This is a genomic window from Sphingobium yanoikuyae (genome assembly GCF_034424525.1).
Classification (GTDB): domain Bacteria; phylum Pseudomonadota; class Alphaproteobacteria; order Sphingomonadales; family Sphingomonadaceae; genus Sphingobium; species Sphingobium yanoikuyae.
Genome location: NZ_CP139979.1, coordinates 173,263 through 191,386 on the forward strand (window position 1 = coordinate 173,263; position 18,124 = coordinate 191,386).

The following is an 18,124-nucleotide window of genomic DNA, read 5'->3' on the forward strand; positions in this document are numbered from 1 at the left end:
GATTGATTTGGTGGCTGTGGCGCGCGCGGCGGGCCGCGCGCATAGCATCTGATTCGGGTCGGGGCGGCGCTGCGTGCCGCCATGCGGTCATCGCGCTTCGCGCGATGGCGTTGGCCTCCGGCATCGGACGGGCAAAGGCGGGCGTCGCTTGTCCCTAGCCCCGCCTCGGCGTCCTGCAACCCCGGCTGCGCCGAGGTCCTCCATGTCCATTGCGGCCCTGCGGGTGCAGGCCGCCGCTCCCGGCGGCGCTGATGGACCGCTCCTGCCACCCGCCTTCGCCCTTCCGGCGCCGGTTGCGGTGTGAAGAAGGAGTTAGGAACATGGGTAATACCGAACGCCAGAGCATCTATGGCGAAGTCACCTCCCGGATCATCGCTGAACTGGAAGCTGGGCATCTTCCCTGGGTGAAGCCATGGGACAGCAGTGCCTGTCCCTGCACCATGCCGCACAATGCCGTCACCGGGCGGCGCTATTCGGGCATCAATATCCTGATCCTGTGGGCCACCGTGATCGAACGCGGCTTTACCGGTCAGCGCTGGCTCACCTATCGGCAGGCCGAAGCGGCTGGGGGCCATGTCCGCAAGGGCGAGAAGGGCAGCGTCATCTGCTATGCGGATCGGTTCATTCCCAAGGCCGAGGAAGAGCGAGCGGGCCAAGAGGATCGCGAGGCACGGACGATTGCGTTCTTGAAGCGCTTTACCGTCTTCAATATCGATCAGTGCGAGGGGCTGCCCGAAGAGTTGTTCCATGTGCCCGAACTGCCCGGGCCGCTGGTGTCGATCGCCGAGGCCGACAGCCTGATCCGAAACAGCGGGGCGGACTTCCGCATCGGCGGCGGCGAGGCCTATTATTCTCCGTCCGGTGACTATGTCGCCGTGCCGCCTCAGGCGGCTTTCCATGAGCCGATCAATTGGTTTCGCACGGCACTTCACGAGATGGGTCATTGGACGGGCCATCGCAGCAGGTTGGCGCGCGATCAGTCGGGCGGGTTTGGCACAGCGCTCTACGCAAAAGAGGAACTGGTCGCCGAGATGGCCAGCGCTTTTACCTGCGCGTCGCTGGGGATCGTGCCCACCGTCCGGCACAGCGACTATATCGGTTCCTGGCTTGCCGTCCTGCGCGAGGATGAGCGGGCGATCTTCAAGGCGGCAAGCGCGGCCAGCAAGGCGGCCGATTATCTGCTGGGCATGGAAGGGGCAGCGGCATGACCGACAAACTTCCCTTGCGCGTCTTCCTGCGGAGCGGGCGTCGATCGCTCCGCCGCATGACGGCGCTTCAGCGCACCATATTCTTCGACATTCGCATGGAGGATCTGACCTATGCCCAGCTTGCCGAACGGCACGGCATCAGCGTCGAGCAGGCCGAGGAGGAGTTTGCCGCCGCGCTGCGTGTTTTCCTGCGGACCTTGCGCGAGCCCGAACCATGGTGGCGACGGCTTTCATTTCGCCTGTGATCAACCCGCCGCGCCCGACGGCTTGCCATCGGGCGATCGGTCCGACAGGGTGCTTGCACCATGCGTAACGATCTCGATCATCTTCCCGCCGACAAGCAGCGTGAACTCGCGCGCGTCGTGCAGATCATCTTCGAGGAATTCGAGGACGGGCTGGCGCTAGCCACCCAGGCGTGGCGCAAGAAGGGCCGCATCCAGAAGATCATCCTCTATGGCAGCTATGCCCGGGGCAGCTGGGTCGATGAGCCGCACACAGCAAAGGGCTACAAGTCCGACTATGATCTGCTGATCATCGTCAACGATCAGCGGCTGACCGACCGCGTCAAATATTGGCTCGCAGTCGATGAGCGTCTGATGCGCGAATATGGTATCACCGCCACGCTCAAGACGCCGGTCAATTTCATCGTCCACACCCTCCAGGAAGTGAATGATGGCCTTGCCCATGGCCGCTATTTCTTCATGGACGTCGCCAGGGACGGCATCGCGCTTTACGAGAGCGACGACAAGGAACTGCACACCCCCAAGCCCAAGACGCCCGATAAGGCGCTGGCCATGGCGCAGGAATATTTTGACGAGTGGTATCCGAGCGCGATGCGCGCGCACATCAACTTTGGCGATGACCTAAAGCGTGGCTGGAATAAGGATGCAGCGTTCATTCTCCACCAATCTGCGGAACGCCTCTATCACTGCGTCCTTCTGGTCTGCTGCTCCTATACGCCACATGTTCACAATCTCGCTTTCCTGCGCACACAGGCGGAGCGGATCGACCGGCGGCTGGCCTATGTCTGGCCAAGTGAGCGACATATCGATCGGGCGCGGTTCGAGAAGCTCAAGGAAGCCTATGTGAAGGCCCGCTATTCCAAGCATTACAAGATCAGCGAAGAGGAACTCAGCTGGCTTGGCAAACAGGTCGAGGAACTGGGCCGGGTCGTGCATGAAGTGTGCGCCGAACGCATCGCTGAATTGAAGCGCACCGCCGGCGTTATCGCCTGATCACCTGGACCTGATCATTCAGGCTGTTCGGCCTGCTTTCTGATGGCGTCGGCAATGATCATCGCCAGCGACTCTTCCGCACGGGTGCGGGCCGCCGGATCCTTCGACGTCAGGTCCTGCCTGATCCACTGCGGCGCGCGCTCGATCACGGCGAGAATGGCGGCTTGCATCTGTTCACTCATGGCAGCGCCTATGCGCTGTCATGGCTGTTGAGGCAATGCATCGGCCGCGAACCTGCGCCGCCGGCTCCTCGGCGGCCGCCTCGGCAGCCTATCGCTCAGGCTCCTCGCTGTTCGATATGCTGTTTGGGCGCGATCATGACTTCTCTAACAAGGCCGGCGTCGTCCACAGCGAAGTGCTGCTGCCAGATGGTGCGCCAGAGCAATGGCGCGAGCGCGAGCAGCTGTGGAATGATGTCGAGGCCGCCGAGATCCGCAAGGACGCGCAGCTGGCGCGCGAAGTGGAGTTCGTCATTCTCCGAGAAATGCCGGAGGCTGACGGCATCGCCCTGGCCCGAGACTTCGTCCAGCGCGAATTTGTCGATGTCGGCATGGTCGCCGATCTCAATGTCCATTGGGATATCGGCGCCGATGGACTAGCCAAGCCCCATGCCCATGTGATGCTGATCCGAGATTGATATCTAACCTTACGCGCGCCCCTGAACTTTTCAACGGCGGGACGACACTCGCTGAAATGAGATCCCTTTTTAAAGCCGCTTCCCGTCGGAATGACGTAGGTCCGCTGTGATAAGCCTTTCGGCTCAGCAATTGAACCGGGCTGAAAGATCAGCAGGCTGGCGCTTTCGTCGACTGCGATGTCATAAGAGCTTCCAGAAGCGGGAGGCGAACAATGAGCAACGCAGAGTTTGTGACGGCTGAATAGCTAGCGGCGGTGAGCATCTGCCTTCCACCGCAGCTCAACATTACCCAGATTACAAACCCCGCCCCACCAGCTCGCAGCGGGGTTTTTGTGGAACGATCACAGTTTACGGGTGTAGTAGCAAAGCAAGTTTGCCACGCTGCTTGCACCTTCTCGACTAGGCCCCGCTCGAGCAATCAGAGCGGGGCTTTTTACTTGTTGCCATCAAGCCGCAACCGAAACATGCTGTGGAGATGGTGACAAGGCCCTTACCTCGTCACCCTCCCCGGACTGGCCCCGCGCGATCATTCGCTGCGGGGCCTTTTCGTGGAAAGTCCCCTTGAAGAATCGTTTGGCTTTTTGGTAAATTCCGGGCGTCCCAAGGTTCGCAGCCTGGGATGGCGCCCTTCTAACGAGGTCGCTTTTGTTCAACTCAAGGAGGAGCAAAATGCGCAGAATTTCGGACAAAGCCTATTATGAGCGCCGTGCGAGGACGGAGATCCGGAAAGCCAACATGACCAGCGACCCGTCAGCCAAGCGGGTTCATCTCGCTCTGGCGGCCAACTATCTCAAGCACGTTCGCTCAATGGAGGCGGATTCTGACCAGGACAAAAATCTTGAATTGGCCTAGACGTTTGATCTGCCACATCGTCGTAACATAACCCTGCTTTAGCGGCCGGTGACGAAGCCCCCTTGCTCGTCACCCTCCCACACTAGCCCCGCCGAGCGATCGAGCGGGGCTTTTCGTAGTGGCCACAATTCTGCAATGGAACCTCTTGTCAGCCTGCATCCGATCGAGGTTTATTGCATCAAGACCGCAAATCTTAATTTCGATTAATTTACAATGTTGTAATTAACGATTAGTGGAGCGGCATCTGTCGTGAAGGTCGCAGCCCGTCCTTGACGCGGAGACCCCATCCTTATCTTACAAGTTGTGCGACCTGTCGGGATTTGGATGGGGTCGCTTGGCTTATGCTTTTCCCCAAACGTCACGCCGTTAGGTTTTGGCACCACACCTTGCTCTCATGCCGCTTAGCAGATCGGGACATCCATAGTTTCGGGCGCGAACAATTTTTGGGCCTGCCATTAACTATGATCGTTACAGAAATATGAGCCGTAAATCTCTAAATCGAAGCCGTTGGGGTTTGGCTCCCAACCAGCTGCAAGGCCCACCTGAGAGGTTCTCAGGTGGGCCGTTAGGTCTCAATTTCTAAGCCTTCTTTCCGGAACTGATCAGAATTGAAGAGTATCGTCTTAGGCATTCTGCTGCCCTTTCTGGCTTGTCGATCTGCCCCCCCCGGCTCACTCGCGACTGCTTGCTACGGGGCATTTTTACGGATTGCGCTGAGCAATACTTCTGGCAAGACTATCCATCCGGGTTTGGAAAGGGGGCGTGGCCATGGTTCATTCAACCCGCAACTCTGATGAATTATTCCAGCGGCATGCGCGCGAATATGCTGAGTTTTTTGGTTCGCTATCAACAGGTGCTGTTGCTCGCCCGGTATTTTTGAATGTAGCGGTCGAGTTGGTCATTTCGGAATTGAAAGCGGAGTTTCCGGACAACCCAGACACGCTGAGATCAGCGCTGATCAACCAAATTCGAGCAATCGATAGCGCTTCTAAACCGAGGCCTGCGAGTGAGGAGCGTTAATTTGAGCTGCGCAAGGCCCGCACGTCACGCTTGATCTGGATTGCCGACATCCATACTATCCGCGCGTTCCTGCCGAGGTTCAACGTCATAGCGGCGCGCGTCAGGAACACCTTCTCGTGATGGGTCTGGCGCTACTCATGAAGCGCTGCTACCCGAGACTTGAGCCCGGCACGAACTCCCGAAGGTCCGCAAATTTTCGGCCGCGTCGGGCTCACCTTTCCTTGATCGACAAACCGCAAGCGCTCCCAGCCTTAATCCTGAGAAGCGAGGTGATCATGAATTCCGTTTCCCTCATTCGTAAGCGCTGTTCTGCCCCCACCTTGCGCGTTTGAAGCGTAGCGCCGAGTTTCCGCGCCCTGATTGGGCTGGAGTGCGCTGCTACTATGATAATCTCGGGTGATGATCCTGTGAGCAAGGGCGCGCAGCGGTTCGAGGTGTTTACGGGCGCGGGCAAGCGGCGAGAGTGGCCGCCCGAAGTGAAGGCCTCGATTGTTGCAGAGTGCTATTCGGGCCGGGACGGGGTCAGTGCCGTGGCTCGCCGGCATGGGCTCGATCCCTCTCAGGTTTACGCGTGGCGGCGGGATTTGCGCAAGCAGCTCGAGGCCAAGGGGGGGATCCTGCCTTCGGAAGAGCCGGAAGCGGTCGCGTTCGTGCCTGCCGTAATCGAGCCCAGCGCGGTGTCCGGTCCTGCTCCCACGCGGCGTCCCCGCCGTCGACGTTGCGCAGCAGCTGCAGCTGTCGAGCTGGAGATCGACGGTGTGGCAGTGAAGATCGGCCGCAGTGCCGACGTCGGTGTGATTGCCGCGGTGATCGAAGCGCTCAAGGCGACGCGATGATAGGACCTGGGGCTGGCGCGCGCGTGATGGTCGCGACGCGCCCGGTGGATTTCCGCAAGGGACCTGACGCCCTGGCCGCGCTGGTCGGAGCCGAGTACGGCGGCGATCCCTATTCGGGCGTGATCTACGTGTTCCGGGCGAAGCGTTCGGACCGGATCAAGCTGGTCTGGTGGGACGGCACGGGCCTGTGTCTGATGGCCAAGAAGCTCGAGACCGGTGGCTTCAAGTGGCCGGGCATCCAGGACGGCGTGATGCGCCTGACCTCGGCGCAACTCGGTGCCCTTCTGGAGGGTCTGGACTGGCGCAGAGTGCACGGTGGACGCCGTCCCATTGTCCCGCAGATTGCCGGTTGACGGGGCCTTCGCCTACTGATTCACTGCCTGCCATGCTCATGGAAGCGGACCTCCCCGACGACGTTGAAGCGCTGCGTGCGCTCGTCCTCGAACAGGCCCGCGAGCTCGACACGCTCAAGGTTTTCCAGGCTGATGTGGAACGCCTGAAGGCGATCATCGAGGCTCTGCAGCGCCACCGTTTTGGACGCCGGTCAGAGCAGTTCGATCCTGATCAGTTCGAGCTTGCGCTGGAAGAAGTCGAGACGGCGTTGGCTGAAGCCGAGCATGCCAGGGACAAGGCAAGCCGGACTCCCGCCGAGCGCCCCCGCAAGAGCAACCGCGGTTCGCTCCCTGCCCATCTCGAACGGATCGAGCAGGTCGTCGATGTCGAGGACAAGGCCTGTCCGTGCTGCGGCGGCGCGCTCCACCAGATCGGCGAGGATGTAGCCGAACGCCTCGACGTCGTGCCCACGACCTTCCGTGTCCTCGTCACCCGCCGCCCGCGCTACGGTTGCCGCTCGTGCGAGAGCGCCATTGTGCAGGCCCCGGCACCGGCGCGGATCGTCGAGGGCGGCATTCCCACCGAAGCGCTGATCGCCCAGGTGCTGGTCGCCAAGTACGCCGATCATCTACCGCTGTACCGCCAGGCGCAGATCTACGCCCGGCAAGGCATCCAGCTTGATCGATCCACCCTGGCAGACTGGGTCGGACGGGCAGCTTGGTATCTGCGCCCCTTGCGCGATCACATCCTTGAGCGATTGCGACGATCAGAACGACTATTTGCGGACGAAACTACGGCGCCGGTGCTCGATCCGGGGCGTGGGCGAACCAAGACCGGCCAGCTATGGGCCTATGCCCGCGATGACCGACCTTGGGGCGGCGATGATCCGCCGATGGTCGCCTATGTCTATGCAGCCGATCGCAAGGGCGAACGGGCAGAAGCGCATCTCGGTGATTTTGCAGGTATCCTGCAGGTCGATGGCTATGGCGGCTATGCCGCGCTCGCCAGGCGCCGCCAGCAGATCAGCCTCGCTTTTTGCTGGGCACACGTCCGGCGCAAGTTCTACGAGCTGGCCGACAACTCGCCGGTGGCAACGGAAGTGCTGCGTCGCGTCGCCTTGCTCTATGCCATCGAAGATGAGGCGCGAGGATTATCGGCGGAGCAACGCCGGGCTGTTCGCCATGACCGCAGCCGCATCATCGTCGATGATCTTCGCCAGTATCTCGAGGCCCGCATCCGCCAGGTCAGCGCCAAGAGCAAGCTCGGCGAAGCGATCCGCTACGCGCTCACCCGCTGGGATGGGCTGTCACGCTTCCTCGAGGATGGCCGCATCGACCTCGACAGCAACACCGTCGAACGCTCTATCCGGCCCCTCGCGCTGAACCGCAAGAATGCCCTGTTCGCCGGTTCCGACGAAGGCGGCGACAACTGGGCGGTGATCGCCACGCTCATCGAAAACTGCAAGCTCTCCGGCATCAACCCGCACATCTGGCTGACCGATACGCTGAACAGCCTGGCCAACGGTCATCCTGCGAACGGCGTCGCCGAACTCATGCCTTGGACCACCGTGGGCTGAGAACACCGCTTACCCTCATTCCCTGGCAGGCAATGGAACTCCTACCGGAAGATAGGAAGGACGGCCGGCCGATGCTGCTTTGGAACCAGTTAGGAGTGTCCGTCGCAGCATGGGATAATTCGGACGGCGTTGAGTACTGGTGTCTTGCTTTCGGCGGGCTTCCCACTGGTAAATTCCCGGTCATTGCTCCCACACACTGGTCGGATATCAGTCCGCCGGTTTGAATACTCTCGATCCGTTGGTATATTGATTCTGCTCCTGGCGCGATTCATCGTCATCGCGGCGCGCGTCAGGGGCAATCGGGGGATTGTCGCATGCTTAGTGAATGGCGTGATTGGGATGCGGATCCTTTAGCTCCGCTCGAATGGCTTTTCTGGAGCGTCTCCATTCTGGGCGGTGCCGTTCTCATCATCCGAACCTTCTGATGTCGAACGCTTGATCGCCCGGCCGAGGGCCTTTGCAGTGGTCAGGACGTAGCCCAGCGCCTCCAACGCCTGCCCCCACTTTGCCCGCCCCGCGCGTGACCTTGCCCAAACCCATCAGTCGTCCCCTCATTTGGATATGGGCAGAGGAACGGTTTGACCGGCGAGTTCATGCGTGATGTCGGCCAGGAACTGGATTTTCCCGTCCGTCAAGAACGAATGGCAGCCCACAATCTTCCGCGCCGCGCAGGATTGGGGAGAGCGCGCCCATCAAGCGGCCCGTCGCTTCGCATACGCACCTAAGCCGAACGGATCGACCGGCGGCTGGCCTATGTCTGGCCGAGCGAGCGCCATGTCGATCGGGCGCGGTTCGAGAAGCTGAAGGAAGCCTATGTGAAGGCCCGCTATTCCAAGCATTATAAGATCAGCGAAGAGGAACTCAGCTGGCTCGGCAAACAGGTCGAGGAGCTGGGCCGTGTTGTGCATGAAGTCTGCGCTGAACGCATCGCTGAATTGAAGCGCACCGCTGGCGTTATCGCCTGATCATTCAGGCTTTCCAGCCAATACATCGCTCGCAAACATGCGCTGGCCTCGTCGGCGCCAGAGCAGCAACAACTGTTCGCGATCATCGGTCCGCAATCGCGCCGCCGCTTCGCCGAGCAGCCCGAGCATCACGGCGCGATCATCATCGGTGAGCGTGACCAGTTCTGCCTTCACGACCAGACCGCCGAGCTCGATCAGATGCCGGGTGCGCTCGCGCCGCTTCATCTGCCAGTCCCGCCGATCATGCCGCGCCTGGCTCAGTTGCAACCGGTTGCGCGCGACCGTCACCCGGCGCAGCGCTGCCCGGCTTGTCGCCAGCGCCCGGCCCAGCATCATGCCGCTGCCCTGAAAAGAAGGCGGCTCCCCGTTTGCGCCACGCCTCCCGCCTTGGTGCTTCGGTTGTGCTGGCAGCGGCAAGCAATGCGCCAGCCAGTTCCTCGGCGCTGAGCCCATCGGCTCCCGTTGCCATCACCAGTTCGCCCAGCTGGCTCTGCTTGCGGGCTTTAAGTTGTCGTGCCTTGTCGGTGAGAGCCTTGAGCTCTGCGTCATAGTCCCGTGGTCTGCGCATGGAGTATGGCCTTGCTGTTGGTGTCAGACCCCTGGCGTTATCGACCGTCTCGATCAGTCACAATGCGCTGGAATTTCCTGGGATCTCGTCATCCCGAAACTGATGAAATCTTTTGAGGGCGCGCTTATACGTCGTGCCGACGTGCTGCTTGAGGTGTAAATGGTACGCCGTCATGGCGATCTACCATCTCTCGGTCAAAGTCATCTCGCGCGCCGCCGGCCGCTCGGCGGTCGCCTCGGCCGCCTATCGCTCAGGCTCCTCGCTGTTCGATATGCTGTTCGGGCGCGATCATGACTTCTCCAACAAGGCCGGCGTCGTCCACAGCGAAGTGATGCTGCCCGATGGCGCGCCAGAGCAATGGCGCGATCGCGAGCAGCTGTGGAATGATGTCGAGGCCGCCGAGATCCGCAAGGACGCGCAGCTGGCGCGCGAAGTGGAGTTCGCCATCCCCCGAGAAATGTCGCAGGCTGAGGGCATCGCCCTGGCCCGCGACTTCGTCCAGCGCGAATTTGTCGATGTCGGCATGGTTGCCGATCTCAATGTCCATTGGGATATCGGCGCCGATGGACTGGCCAAGCCCCATGCCCATGTGATGCTGACCTTGCGCGAAGTGACGCCAGAGGGCTTTGGCGCCAAGGTGCGCGACTGGAACAGCACGCAGCTTCTCAGCCATTGGCGCGAGGCCTGGGCGGAGCATGTGAACGAGCGCCTGGCTGCTCTCGATATCGATGCGCGCATCGATCATCGCAGCCTGGAAGCCCAGGGCATTGATCTCGAGCCCCAGCACAAGATCGGCCCGGCCGCAGCGCGCATGGGGGAAGCGGGCCAGGCCAGCGAGCGGATCGAAGATCATCATGAGATCGCCCGCTCCAATGGCGAGAAGATCCTCACCAATCCGGGCATTGCGCTCGATGGCATCACCCATAACCAGGCGACCTTCACCACTCGTGATCTTGCCATGTTCGTTCACCGCCATAGCGAGGGGAAGGAGCAATTTGATCGGGTGATGGCGGCGGTCAAAGCCTCGCCCGATCTGGTGGCGCTGGGCAAGGATGGGCGAGGGGAGGCGCGGTTCACCTCCCGCGCGATGCTGGAGACCGAACAGCGGCTCGAAAAGGCCACCGCCACGCTCGACGCGCGGCGCCATCATGGGCTGGCCGATCGCCATGTCGAACGCGCGCTGGCACGGGCCAGCGCGAGCGGGCTCGACCTTTCGGCCGAACAGCGTGGCGCGCTCGAGCATGTGACCAGTGCCAAGGGGCTGAGCAATGTCATCGGCTATGCCGGCACCGGCAAGAGCGCGATGCTGGGCGTGGCGCGCGAGGCCTGGGAGCGGGCCGGCTATGATGTGCGTGGCGCTGCGCTCTCGGGCATCGCTGCGGAAAATCTGGAAAGCGGGTCGGGCATAGCCTCGCGCACGATCGCCAGCCTGGAGCATCAATGGGCGCAGGATCGCGAGAGGCTGACCGACAGGTCGATCCTGGTGATCGACGAGGCCGGGATGATCGGCACGCGGCAGATGGATAGAGTGTTTGAGGAGGCGCAGGCGCATGGTGCCAAGGTCGTGCTGGTCGGCGATCCCCAGCAGCTGCAGGCGATCGAGGCCGGCGCCTCGTTCCGCGCTATTGCCGAGCGCCATGGCAGCGTCGAGATCAGCTCGATCCGCCGGCAGGCGCACGACTGGCAGCGCGAGGCGACCAGGGCGCTGGCGACCGGTCGCACCCATGAGGCGATCACCGCCTATGGCGACCATGGCCATGTCCATGCCGCCGAGACGCGCGAGGATGCGCGGGGTGACCTGATCGAGCGGTGGGATCGCGATCGCATCGCCGACCCACAAGCCAGCCGCATCATCCTTACCCACACCAATGACGAAGTGCGCAGCCTCAACCAGGCGGCGCGCGAGCAACTGCAGCGGGCAGGGGAACTGGGCAGGGATGTCAGCCTCACCGTCGAGCGCGGCGCGCGAAGCTTTGCCGACGGGGACAGGATCATGTTCCTCAAGAATGAGCGCAGCCTTGGGGTGAAGAACGGAACGCTCGGCACCATCGACCATGTCGACAAGGCGCATATGCGGGTATCGCTCGATGATGGGCGCCAGGTGGGCTTCGACACCAAACATTATGCCCATATCGATCATGGCTATGCCGCCACCATCCACAAGGCGCAGGGCATGACGGTGGACAAGGTGCATGTGCTGGCGACGCCTGGGCTTGATCGCCATGCCAGCTATGTCGCGCTCTCGCGCCACCGCGAAACCGTCAATCTTCATTATGGCAAGGATGACTTTGCCAATCAGGGAAAGCTCGTGCGCGTGCTCGAGCGGGAGCGTGGCAAGGATATGGCATCGGACTATGGGCGCGCGCCGGAGGCGGCGAGCCTGGCCCAGCCCCAACCCGAGCCACAGCCACCCCATCAGGTCCAGCCACCGCATCAGGTCCAACCCCAGGCCGAGCCCCCGCTTCAGCCAAAGCGCAGTATCTTCGCCGGGCTGAAGCTCAATGCCGCGCCGCTGGACCGGCGACCGGCCATGCCCTCGTTCGACAAGGCGGTTCAGGACTATGCCAAGGCCTTGCAGCAAGAGCAGGCCATGCGCGCCCAGAGCTATGAGCCGCTGATCGAGCAGCAACAGGCTGCCCAGCGGGCGCGCGACGCGCTCGATGCGCTGCGCCCCCAGGCATCGCAGGATCTGAGCGCTGCCTTTGGCAAGGACCGCGGGCTCATCCATGAAGCGGCCACCGGGCATAGCGGCAATGCCATCAGGCAGATGCAGGCCGAGCGGGACATGCGTATCGCTGGCCAGCAGCGCGCTGATCGGTTCATTGCCGATTGGCAAAGCAGCGACAGCCAGCGTCAGGCGCTCAGCCGCAGTGGCGACCATAGCGCAAGCGGGAAGGTGCGCGAGGCGATGGCGGGCATGGCCAAGGGGCTGGAGCGCGATCCACAGCTGGAGTCGCTGCTGCGTAATCGCACCAAAGAGCTCGGTCTGTCCTCCCAAAGCGGCCAATCGCTGTCGCAGGATCTCCAGCGGCATCTCGGACGCTCGCTAGGCCGTGGTCTTGGGCTCTAAGCTTCAGTCATGACCCAAGCAGCCCCCAAGAAGATGATCCCGCAGAAGCTTTTGATGCTGTGCGTCGGGAACCGATGGCACGCTGGTTGCGTGTCAGATTGAAGGTCTCGCAGAGTTCGACCTGGGCACAGGAGATGATCTGACGCTGCCATGTTTAGCCAGCGTCAGATGCTGGTTAAGCGAGCATAGCGATCAGAGCCTTGGCAACATCCTCGCTACTGGCCGGATTTTGCCCGGTCACTAGCTTTCCATCCTGCACCACGAAAGGCTTCCAATCGGGACCTTTGCGGTAATCAGCGCCTTGCGCGATGAAGGTGTCCTCGATCAGAAAGGGGACTACATCAGTCAATTCCACGCCAGCTTCTTCACCGTTGGTGAAGCCAGTGACGGTACGCCCCTTGACGAAGGGATCGCCATCGCCGGCTTTTACATTCTTCAGCACGCCGGGCGCATGGCACACAAGACCGACAGGTTTGCCTGCGGAAGCAAAGCTCTCGATCAACGCGATCGACGTGTCGCTTTCAGCTAGGTCCCATAGGGGGCCGTGACCGCCGGGATAAAACACCGTGTCGAAATCGGCCTCCCGCACCGTTTGCAGCATCACCGTGCTGGCCAGAACTTGCTGGGCCTCCGGATCGGCCTTGAAGCGCTCCGTATAGGGGGTCTGGAATTCGGGCAGGTCGCTCTTTGGATCGAGCGGGGGCTTGCCGCCAGCAGGTGAAGCGACGGTGATGTCGGCACCGGCGTCGAGAAAGGTGTAATAGGGAGCTGCGAACTCCTCTAGCCAAAAGCCGGTCTTCTTGCCCGTGTTGCCGAGTTCATCATGGCTTGTCAGGACCATCAGGATCTTCATCTGTCATCTCCTGTGTTGTCCGTCCGGCGTAGCAGGGCGCCGAAGACGGAAGGAAGTCATGGAAGTGTTTCAGCGCTCCGCACGCCGTGTAGTTTCAAGGGTGACCTGCCATTCGCCGTAACGCGCGCATCGTCTGTCCGGTGAGCCATCGGTAAGATTGGGTCTTCGCAGACAAAAGGTCTGGAGCGGCGCAAATTTGAATGGCTCGCTGATATTGAATGCTGGTTGCAAGAGGTTGGCGACCTGAGCAACCAATTCTACTAACCTGCGTTAACCGGTCGATTCTCCCCCTCAGCATGCGTGGTACGATTCAGAAATGGATGACCTCCCGATAGCGCTTTCGCCTGTTTCTCTGGCTAACGTCTTGGATCAAAGCGTCGATTGCGTGAAACTGATAAACCCTGAAGGTCAAATCCTTTACATGAATCCCAATGGCCGTTGCGCGATGGAGATCGACGATTTTGCGACTGTAAAGGGCAAGCGTTGGTCCAGCTTTTGGCCAATCGAAACTGCAGATAAAATAGAAGCCGCATATGATCAGGCAAAATTCGGCGAGGCAGTTCAATTCAGAGCTTTTTGTCCTACGGCGAAAGGGAATCCGCGCTGGTGGGACGTTAGCATTTCAACGGTTTTGGACACCAACGGCTCACATGGTGGCTTTCTGGCAATTTCGCGAGACGTGACAGAAAATCAAATGATCCTCGATGATGCGATCGTCACGACAGAATATCTTCGACACCAGCTATCCAATACCTACGCTACCGTTTGCGCGACACTTCGTCAGTATAGCGTTGGAAACCCAGTCAGATCGGATTTTGCCGAGCCCATGATTAAGCTTTTTAGTGCAATGGGTCGTGCGAAGGAAGCATTTATGCTTGAAAGTAAATCCTGTAATATTCAAGATTTGATTAACGCAGTGACCGCACCATTTCGACAGGATGTAGTACGTCTGGATTTGACTGGCCTCCCGGATACATCTGTATCTGCACATTGGGCTAACACTTTATCATTGGTTCTTGCGGAACTGGCGTTGAATTCTTCTAAGCATGGCGCCCTGGAATATGGCGGTAAGATCCTCATTTTTGGGCACTGGGTTGAAGGCGTCTTGTCACTCACATGGTCGGAAACCTCGCGGGGACATGTCGACATGACAGAGCGAGACAGCGGACATGGCTTACGTCTGATTAGCCGACTAATGGTTATGCAAGGCGGCGCGATAGAATATGTCTGGAAGCCAAATGGTTTGGACGCAAAGCTCACCCTGAAGGCGGATTTCGGGGCGCCAATGGTCACAAGGAGCATCAAGGCCACCGCGTGAATTTGCAGCACTGCTCTAATATTATTTGAACATTTTGATAGATGGTTGGGCCTATACGGCTCGGCGAGCACCAGCAGGGTAGATAACCAAGCTCAGCACCATTTTTTGATCGTAACGGCAATTATCCACCAGGTCGACTTTGTGCGTCGATCATCTGGGCGGATGGCGAGAAGTGTGGCGTGCTGCTTGAATATGATGTCAATCCTGCCGACGGTGATTGGACGCAGCGCAGCAGCGATGGAGTGTCGGCTCACACGTTTCAGGATCGGCGGGCTTTTCGTCCAGGCATTCGGCGGCTCGGACGCTAGTCATTGACTAGGAGGTGCTCCACTAGTTGGGGAGTTCCTCTCCATGTGGTCACAGGCCACAGCTTGGATTGAGGCGCCACTCGGGTCACATGGCGATCCGGCTGAGCTTGGGAACCATTTTGCTGCCTATCGGTCTCTTTATTGGGGACCGACAGGATAGAGATGATGTCGAACGCACTTGCCTGTACCTCGGAGCGCCGCCACAGCTCACGTGAGTGTGTCGAGATACACTGCACGGTCAATTGGGCTGGCCTTTACGAATTTGCCACGATCAAAAACATGTCGATCTACGGCGCGCAGCTGGAAGGATTTGAATTTCCACCAGTCGGCACGCCGGTGACTATCGTCGTCGATCAGGTCGAGCTTTGTGCGTCGATCATCTGGGCCGATGGCGAGAAGTGTGGCGTGCTGCTTGAACATGATGTCGATCCTGCGGTCTTCATACGTCAGCATTCCATCAGGCCGCTGGGGTATGGCGCAAAGCCGATCGGAACGATCAGCCAGCTTCGGCCGCTCGGCGGTTGCTGAAGGGCCTCGCGAGCCGCTGCACAATTGCTACCGAAGCGCACACTCTAGCAATCGACTGGCGGGTTGAACGAAGCTCATTGAAGTGCAGCTCTCGCAACGACACTTCTTCCGCAGCCTGACTGCCGAGACAGGAGGAAATTTTCGTCACACCAAGCCGGCCTATCAAAAACCCGCCCCCGGCAGGCCGGAGGCGGGCAGGCTATGAAGACCGCAAGGGAGGGGGCGCCGCTTGCCCTCACAATACGAAGCCCAATCGCTATGGTTCCGTCTGAAATGGGAGTTGCATATATGCAACTTTCTCAATTTAATGACATTTCTGTGCAACTCGTCGTGAGCCGGCAGGTTCTGCGATCCACCTAATCTAAACAAACAGGGGTTCGTATGAAGAAGTTTCTCGCTGCCGCAGCCATTTTCGCTGCCGTACCCTCAATCGCTTCCGCGCAGGAAACAGCGCCTGATGGCACCGACGCCTTTGGTGTTGAGCCCTATGTCGGTGTGCTTGGCGGTTACCACACCTTTGATCGTGGTTCCGAATTCGGCGCCATCCCTGGCGAAACGATCATGAATGGCGCGCTGATCAGCGGTATTGCGGGCGTCAATGTCCCCCTTGGGCCGGTCTTTGTAGGCGTGGAAGGCAACGCCACCAAAGGTTTTAGCGACATCGACTGGGAATACGGCGTCAAGGGGCGCTTCGGCGCTCGTGCTGGCGAAAGCGGCATGATCTATGCGTCGGCTGGCTATCAGTGGGTGAATGGCAAGGGCGGCTGGCCCGACCGTAAGGATTGGATGTACGGCGCTGGCGTTGAGGTCGGTCCCAAGGAAATCGGTCTTGGCGGTATCACGGGCAACAGCGGCGTGCGCCTGCGTGTGCAGGTAGACACCTATGATTGGGACAGCTTCCGTCCCATGGCTGGTGTGATTTTCCATTTCTAAAAGCTATGTGACCATGATGGCCTCGTCAGCGACAATCGCTGAAGAGGCCATCATGTCTATTGATAGCTGTTCCGCTGTTGGTGCTTTTCTGCGGCTTCCTGTTGTGAGTTCACAAGCTCTTCGGTGTTTGCGTCGCCCACGTCTACGGTCCCGCGGTTCGTGCCGGGCAGATCGTCCATCGACGTGCCCTGCATGTCAGCCTTATCATTGTCGGATGGCATCGGTCCAAGGGAGATGGATCTCTCCTATCAATGTTGATTTCCACTGAGAAGTGACCCGGGTTTTCCATCGAGAAGTGACCCGTCTGCGGATTATGTTTCGGGTGTTATGGGTGGGTCAACCCGTGGTTTTCTCCTTTGGGTTCTGGCCTGCTTGGCAGAGCTGTTTTTGAAGCGGAAGCTATCGTTGCCGGTCTCCAGGATGTGGCAGTGATGGGTAAGCCGATCGAGGAGCGCCTTGGTCATTTTGGCGTCGCCGAACACGGTGGCCCATTCGCTGAAGCTCAGGTTTGTGGTGATGATGACGCTGGTGCGCTCGTAGAGTTTGCTCAGCAGGTGGAAGAGCAGCGCGCCACCTGAAGCACTGAACGGCAGATATCCAAGCTCATCCAGGATAACGAGATCGGAGTGCAGGAGGCGATTGGCGATCTGACCGGCCTTGCCCTGTGCTTTTTCCTGCTCGAGCGCATTGACCAGTTCGACCGTCGAGAAGAAGCGGACGCGCTTTCGATGATGTTCGATGGCCTGGATGCCCAGCGCCGTTGCCACATGGCTCTTGCCGGTGCCAGGACCGCCGACCAGCACGATATTGTCGGCGATGTCGATGAAGTCGCAGCGATGCAACTGACGCACCAGAGCTTCATTGACCTCGCTACTGGTAAAGTCGAAGCCGGCCAGATCGCGATAGACAGGGAAGCGCGCGATCTTGAGCTGATAGGCCACAGATCGAACCTCCCGTTCTGCTGTCTCGGCTTTGAGCAACTGGGAGAGGATCGGGATGGCGGCTTCGAACGCTGGAGATCCCTGTTCCATGAGATCGGTGACGGCCTGTGCCATGCCATGCATCTTGAGGCTGCGGAGCATCACGACGATGGCGCCGCTGGCAGGGTCATGACGCATGGCGCTTCTCCTTGCGCAGATCATCATAGCGTTCGACATTGGCCACCGGCTCGCTGACCAGCTTGAGCGCCTGGGGCGCCGTCACCGGCGGCGTGGAGATCGGTTTTCCGTCGACCAGCCTATAGAGCAGATTGAGGATATGGGTCTTGGTCGGAACGCCAGCCTCCAGCGCCATGGTGACCGCCGTCAGCACCAGTTTCATCATGATGAAGAACCAGCGCCAGTATTTCGACCATTTCCCTGTCGCCGCCGGGAGTGCGCAACAGATGTCGCTGCAGACGCTGGAACGCATCGGGTAGCTCAAGGAAGGGCGCTCCGTTGCGCAGGGCGCCGGGTTTGCGCTGCACGACCGCCAGATAATGGCGCCAGTCATAAACCGTATGACCTGGACCGTCGTGAGAGCGGTTGATGATGCGCTGATGCGCGCAGATTGGCTGCCCCTCCGCGACGGCAACCCGGTTATAGAATCCTTCATAACCCAGGCTCACCAGATCGGCGTGAAACTGCTTGATCGTGCGCTTCTGCTTGCGCGATCGGCCCAGTTCGCGCCGCAGCCAGGCCCCCAGATGCTCAGCAAATGGGTTCAGTTTGCTTGGTCGATCCGGCACCTTGAACCGCGGATCAATCGTCTCGGACCGCAAATATTTGCGGATCGTGTTGCGTGAAAGTCCGGTGCGCCGCGCTATCTCCCGGATCGGTAGATGATCGCGAAAATACCAGCGCCGGATAACGCTCAATAACGCCATGTCCAACACTCCATATACCC

General features: G+C 60.1%; 17 protein-coding genes and 3 pseudogenes. 14 read left to right on the top strand and 6 right to left on the bottom strand.

The genetic code is table 11. The annotated features are described in order from the left end of the window. The first annotated feature begins 320 nt into the window (after window positions 1-320). From U0025_RS00855 to U0025_RS00865, 3 genes are read left to right on the top strand one after another with little or no spacing between them, the layout of a single operon-like run. The gene (locus U0025_RS00855; protein WP_004210547.1) at window positions 321-1,208 is read left to right on the top strand and encodes an ArdC family protein; all 888 of its coding nucleotides are present in this window, start codon (window positions 321-323) and stop codon (window positions 1,206-1,208) included. Beyond that, entirely contained in the window at window positions 1,205-1,453 is a 249-nt protein-coding gene (locus tag U0025_RS00860) for a hypothetical protein (RefSeq protein ID WP_004210549.1), read from the top strand. Before U0025_RS00855 ends, U0025_RS00860 begins: the two co-directional genes overlap by 4 nt. 60 nt (window positions 1,454-1,513) lie before the next feature. Beyond that, the gene (locus U0025_RS00865) at window positions 1,514-2,443 is read left to right on the top strand and encodes a hypothetical protein (RefSeq protein ID WP_004210550.1); all 930 of its coding nucleotides are present in this window, start codon (window positions 1,514-1,516) and stop codon (window positions 2,441-2,443) included. A gap of 14 nt (window positions 2,444-2,457) precedes the next feature. Here U0025_RS00865 and U0025_RS00870 read toward each other — a convergent pair whose 3' ends face one another. After that, window positions 2,458-2,625 carry a DUF6771 family protein gene (locus tag U0025_RS00870; protein ID WP_004210551.1) on the bottom strand — a complete coding sequence of 56 codons (168 nt, stop codon included), beginning with the start codon at window positions 2,623-2,625 and terminating at the stop codon, window positions 2,458-2,460. A 20-nt stretch (window positions 2,626-2,645) separates the two neighbouring features. On the opposite strand from U0025_RS00870, the pseudogene U0025_RS00875 reads away from it, so the two are divergent. The 7 genes and pseudogenes from U0025_RS00875 to U0025_RS00905 all read left to right on the top strand — a co-directional run. Beyond that, a pseudogene (locus U0025_RS00875) lies at window positions 2,646-3,068 on the top strand (MobA/MobL family protein); the annotation flags it as partial. Between the two features lie 681 nt (window positions 3,069-3,749). After that, entirely contained in the window at window positions 3,750-3,932 is a 183-nt protein-coding gene (locus U0025_RS00880) for a hypothetical protein (RefSeq protein ID WP_004210553.1), read from the top strand. Between the two features lie 762 nt (window positions 3,933-4,694). Then, complete coding sequence (locus U0025_RS00885) at window positions 4,695-4,952, top strand: hypothetical protein (RefSeq protein ID WP_323156747.1); 258 nt, start codon at window positions 4,695-4,697, stop codon at window positions 4,950-4,952. A 407-nt stretch (window positions 4,953-5,359) separates the two neighbouring features. After that, window positions 5,360-5,788, top strand: a complete 429-nt coding sequence (tnpA, locus tag U0025_RS00890; protein ID WP_279731898.1) for an IS66-like element accessory protein TnpA — start codon at window positions 5,360-5,362, stop codon at window positions 5,786-5,788. A gap of 26 nt (window positions 5,789-5,814) precedes the next feature. Beyond that, entirely contained in the window at window positions 5,815-6,141 is a 327-nt protein-coding gene (gene tnpB / locus U0025_RS00895) for an IS66 family insertion sequence element accessory protein TnpB (protein ID WP_206434212.1), read from the top strand. Window positions 6,142-6,173: 32 nt separating this feature from the next. Further along, the gene (tnpC, locus tag U0025_RS00900; protein WP_004209593.1) at window positions 6,174-7,697 is read left to right on the top strand and encodes an IS66 family transposase; all 1,524 of its coding nucleotides are present in this window, start codon (window positions 6,174-6,176) and stop codon (window positions 7,695-7,697) included. Between the two features lie 725 nt (window positions 7,698-8,422). Then, window positions 8,423-8,662 (top strand): annotated as a pseudogene (locus U0025_RS00905) (nucleotidyltransferase); the annotation flags it as partial. Here U0025_RS00905 and U0025_RS00910 read toward each other — a convergent pair. Both U0025_RS00910 and U0025_RS00915 read right to left on the bottom strand, forming a co-directional pair. After that, complete coding sequence (locus U0025_RS00910; protein ID WP_004210555.1) at window positions 8,663-8,998, bottom strand: conjugal transfer protein TraD; 336 nt, start codon at window positions 8,996-8,998, stop codon at window positions 8,663-8,665. Beyond that, complete coding sequence (locus U0025_RS00915; RefSeq protein ID WP_080604498.1) at window positions 8,904-9,230, bottom strand: conjugal transfer protein TraD; 327 nt, start codon at window positions 9,228-9,230, stop codon at window positions 8,904-8,906. The genes U0025_RS00910 and U0025_RS00915 overlap by 95 nt, the downstream gene beginning before the upstream one ends. A gap of 172 nt (window positions 9,231-9,402) precedes the next feature. On the opposite strand from U0025_RS00915, the gene traA reads away from it, so the two are divergent. Then, complete coding sequence (traA, locus tag U0025_RS00920) at window positions 9,403-12,300, top strand: Ti-type conjugative transfer relaxase TraA (RefSeq protein WP_004210556.1); 2,898 nt, start codon at window positions 9,403-9,405, stop codon at window positions 12,298-12,300. Window positions 12,301-12,475: 175 nt separating this feature from the next. Here traA and U0025_RS00925 read toward each other — a convergent pair whose 3' ends face one another. Then, complete coding sequence (locus U0025_RS00925; RefSeq protein WP_004210557.1) at window positions 12,476-13,153, bottom strand: type 1 glutamine amidotransferase domain-containing protein; 678 nt, start codon at window positions 13,151-13,153, stop codon at window positions 12,476-12,478. 316 nt (window positions 13,154-13,469) lie between these two features. Between U0025_RS00925 and U0025_RS00930 the strand changes: the two genes are divergently transcribed. The 3 genes from U0025_RS00930 (at window position 13,470) to U0025_RS00940 (ending at window position 16,240) form a co-directional block, all read left to right on the top strand. After that, complete coding sequence (locus U0025_RS00930) at window positions 13,470-14,471, top strand: PAS domain-containing protein (RefSeq protein ID WP_080604499.1); 1,002 nt, start codon at window positions 13,470-13,472, stop codon at window positions 14,469-14,471. A 473-nt stretch (window positions 14,472-14,944) separates the two neighbouring features. Beyond that, complete coding sequence (locus tag U0025_RS00935) at window positions 14,945-15,307, top strand: PilZ domain-containing protein (RefSeq protein ID WP_157225211.1); 363 nt, start codon at window positions 14,945-14,947, stop codon at window positions 15,305-15,307. A gap of 381 nt (window positions 15,308-15,688) precedes the next feature. Further along, window positions 15,689-16,240, top strand: a complete 552-nt coding sequence (locus tag U0025_RS00940; protein ID WP_004210563.1) for a hypothetical protein — start codon at window positions 15,689-15,691, stop codon at window positions 16,238-16,240. Between the two features lie 311 nt (window positions 16,241-16,551). On the opposite strand, the gene istB is transcribed toward U0025_RS00940, so the two are convergent. Both istB and U0025_RS00950 read right to left on the bottom strand, forming a co-directional pair. Then, entirely contained in the window at window positions 16,552-17,358 is an 807-nt protein-coding gene (gene istB, locus U0025_RS00945) for an IS21-like element helper ATPase IstB (RefSeq protein ID WP_004210572.1), read from the bottom strand. Further along, window positions 17,348-18,104 (bottom strand): annotated as a pseudogene (locus U0025_RS00950) (hypothetical protein). The gene istB and the pseudogene U0025_RS00950 overlap by 11 nt, the downstream one beginning before the upstream one ends. Window positions 18,105-18,124: the final 20 nt, after the last annotated feature.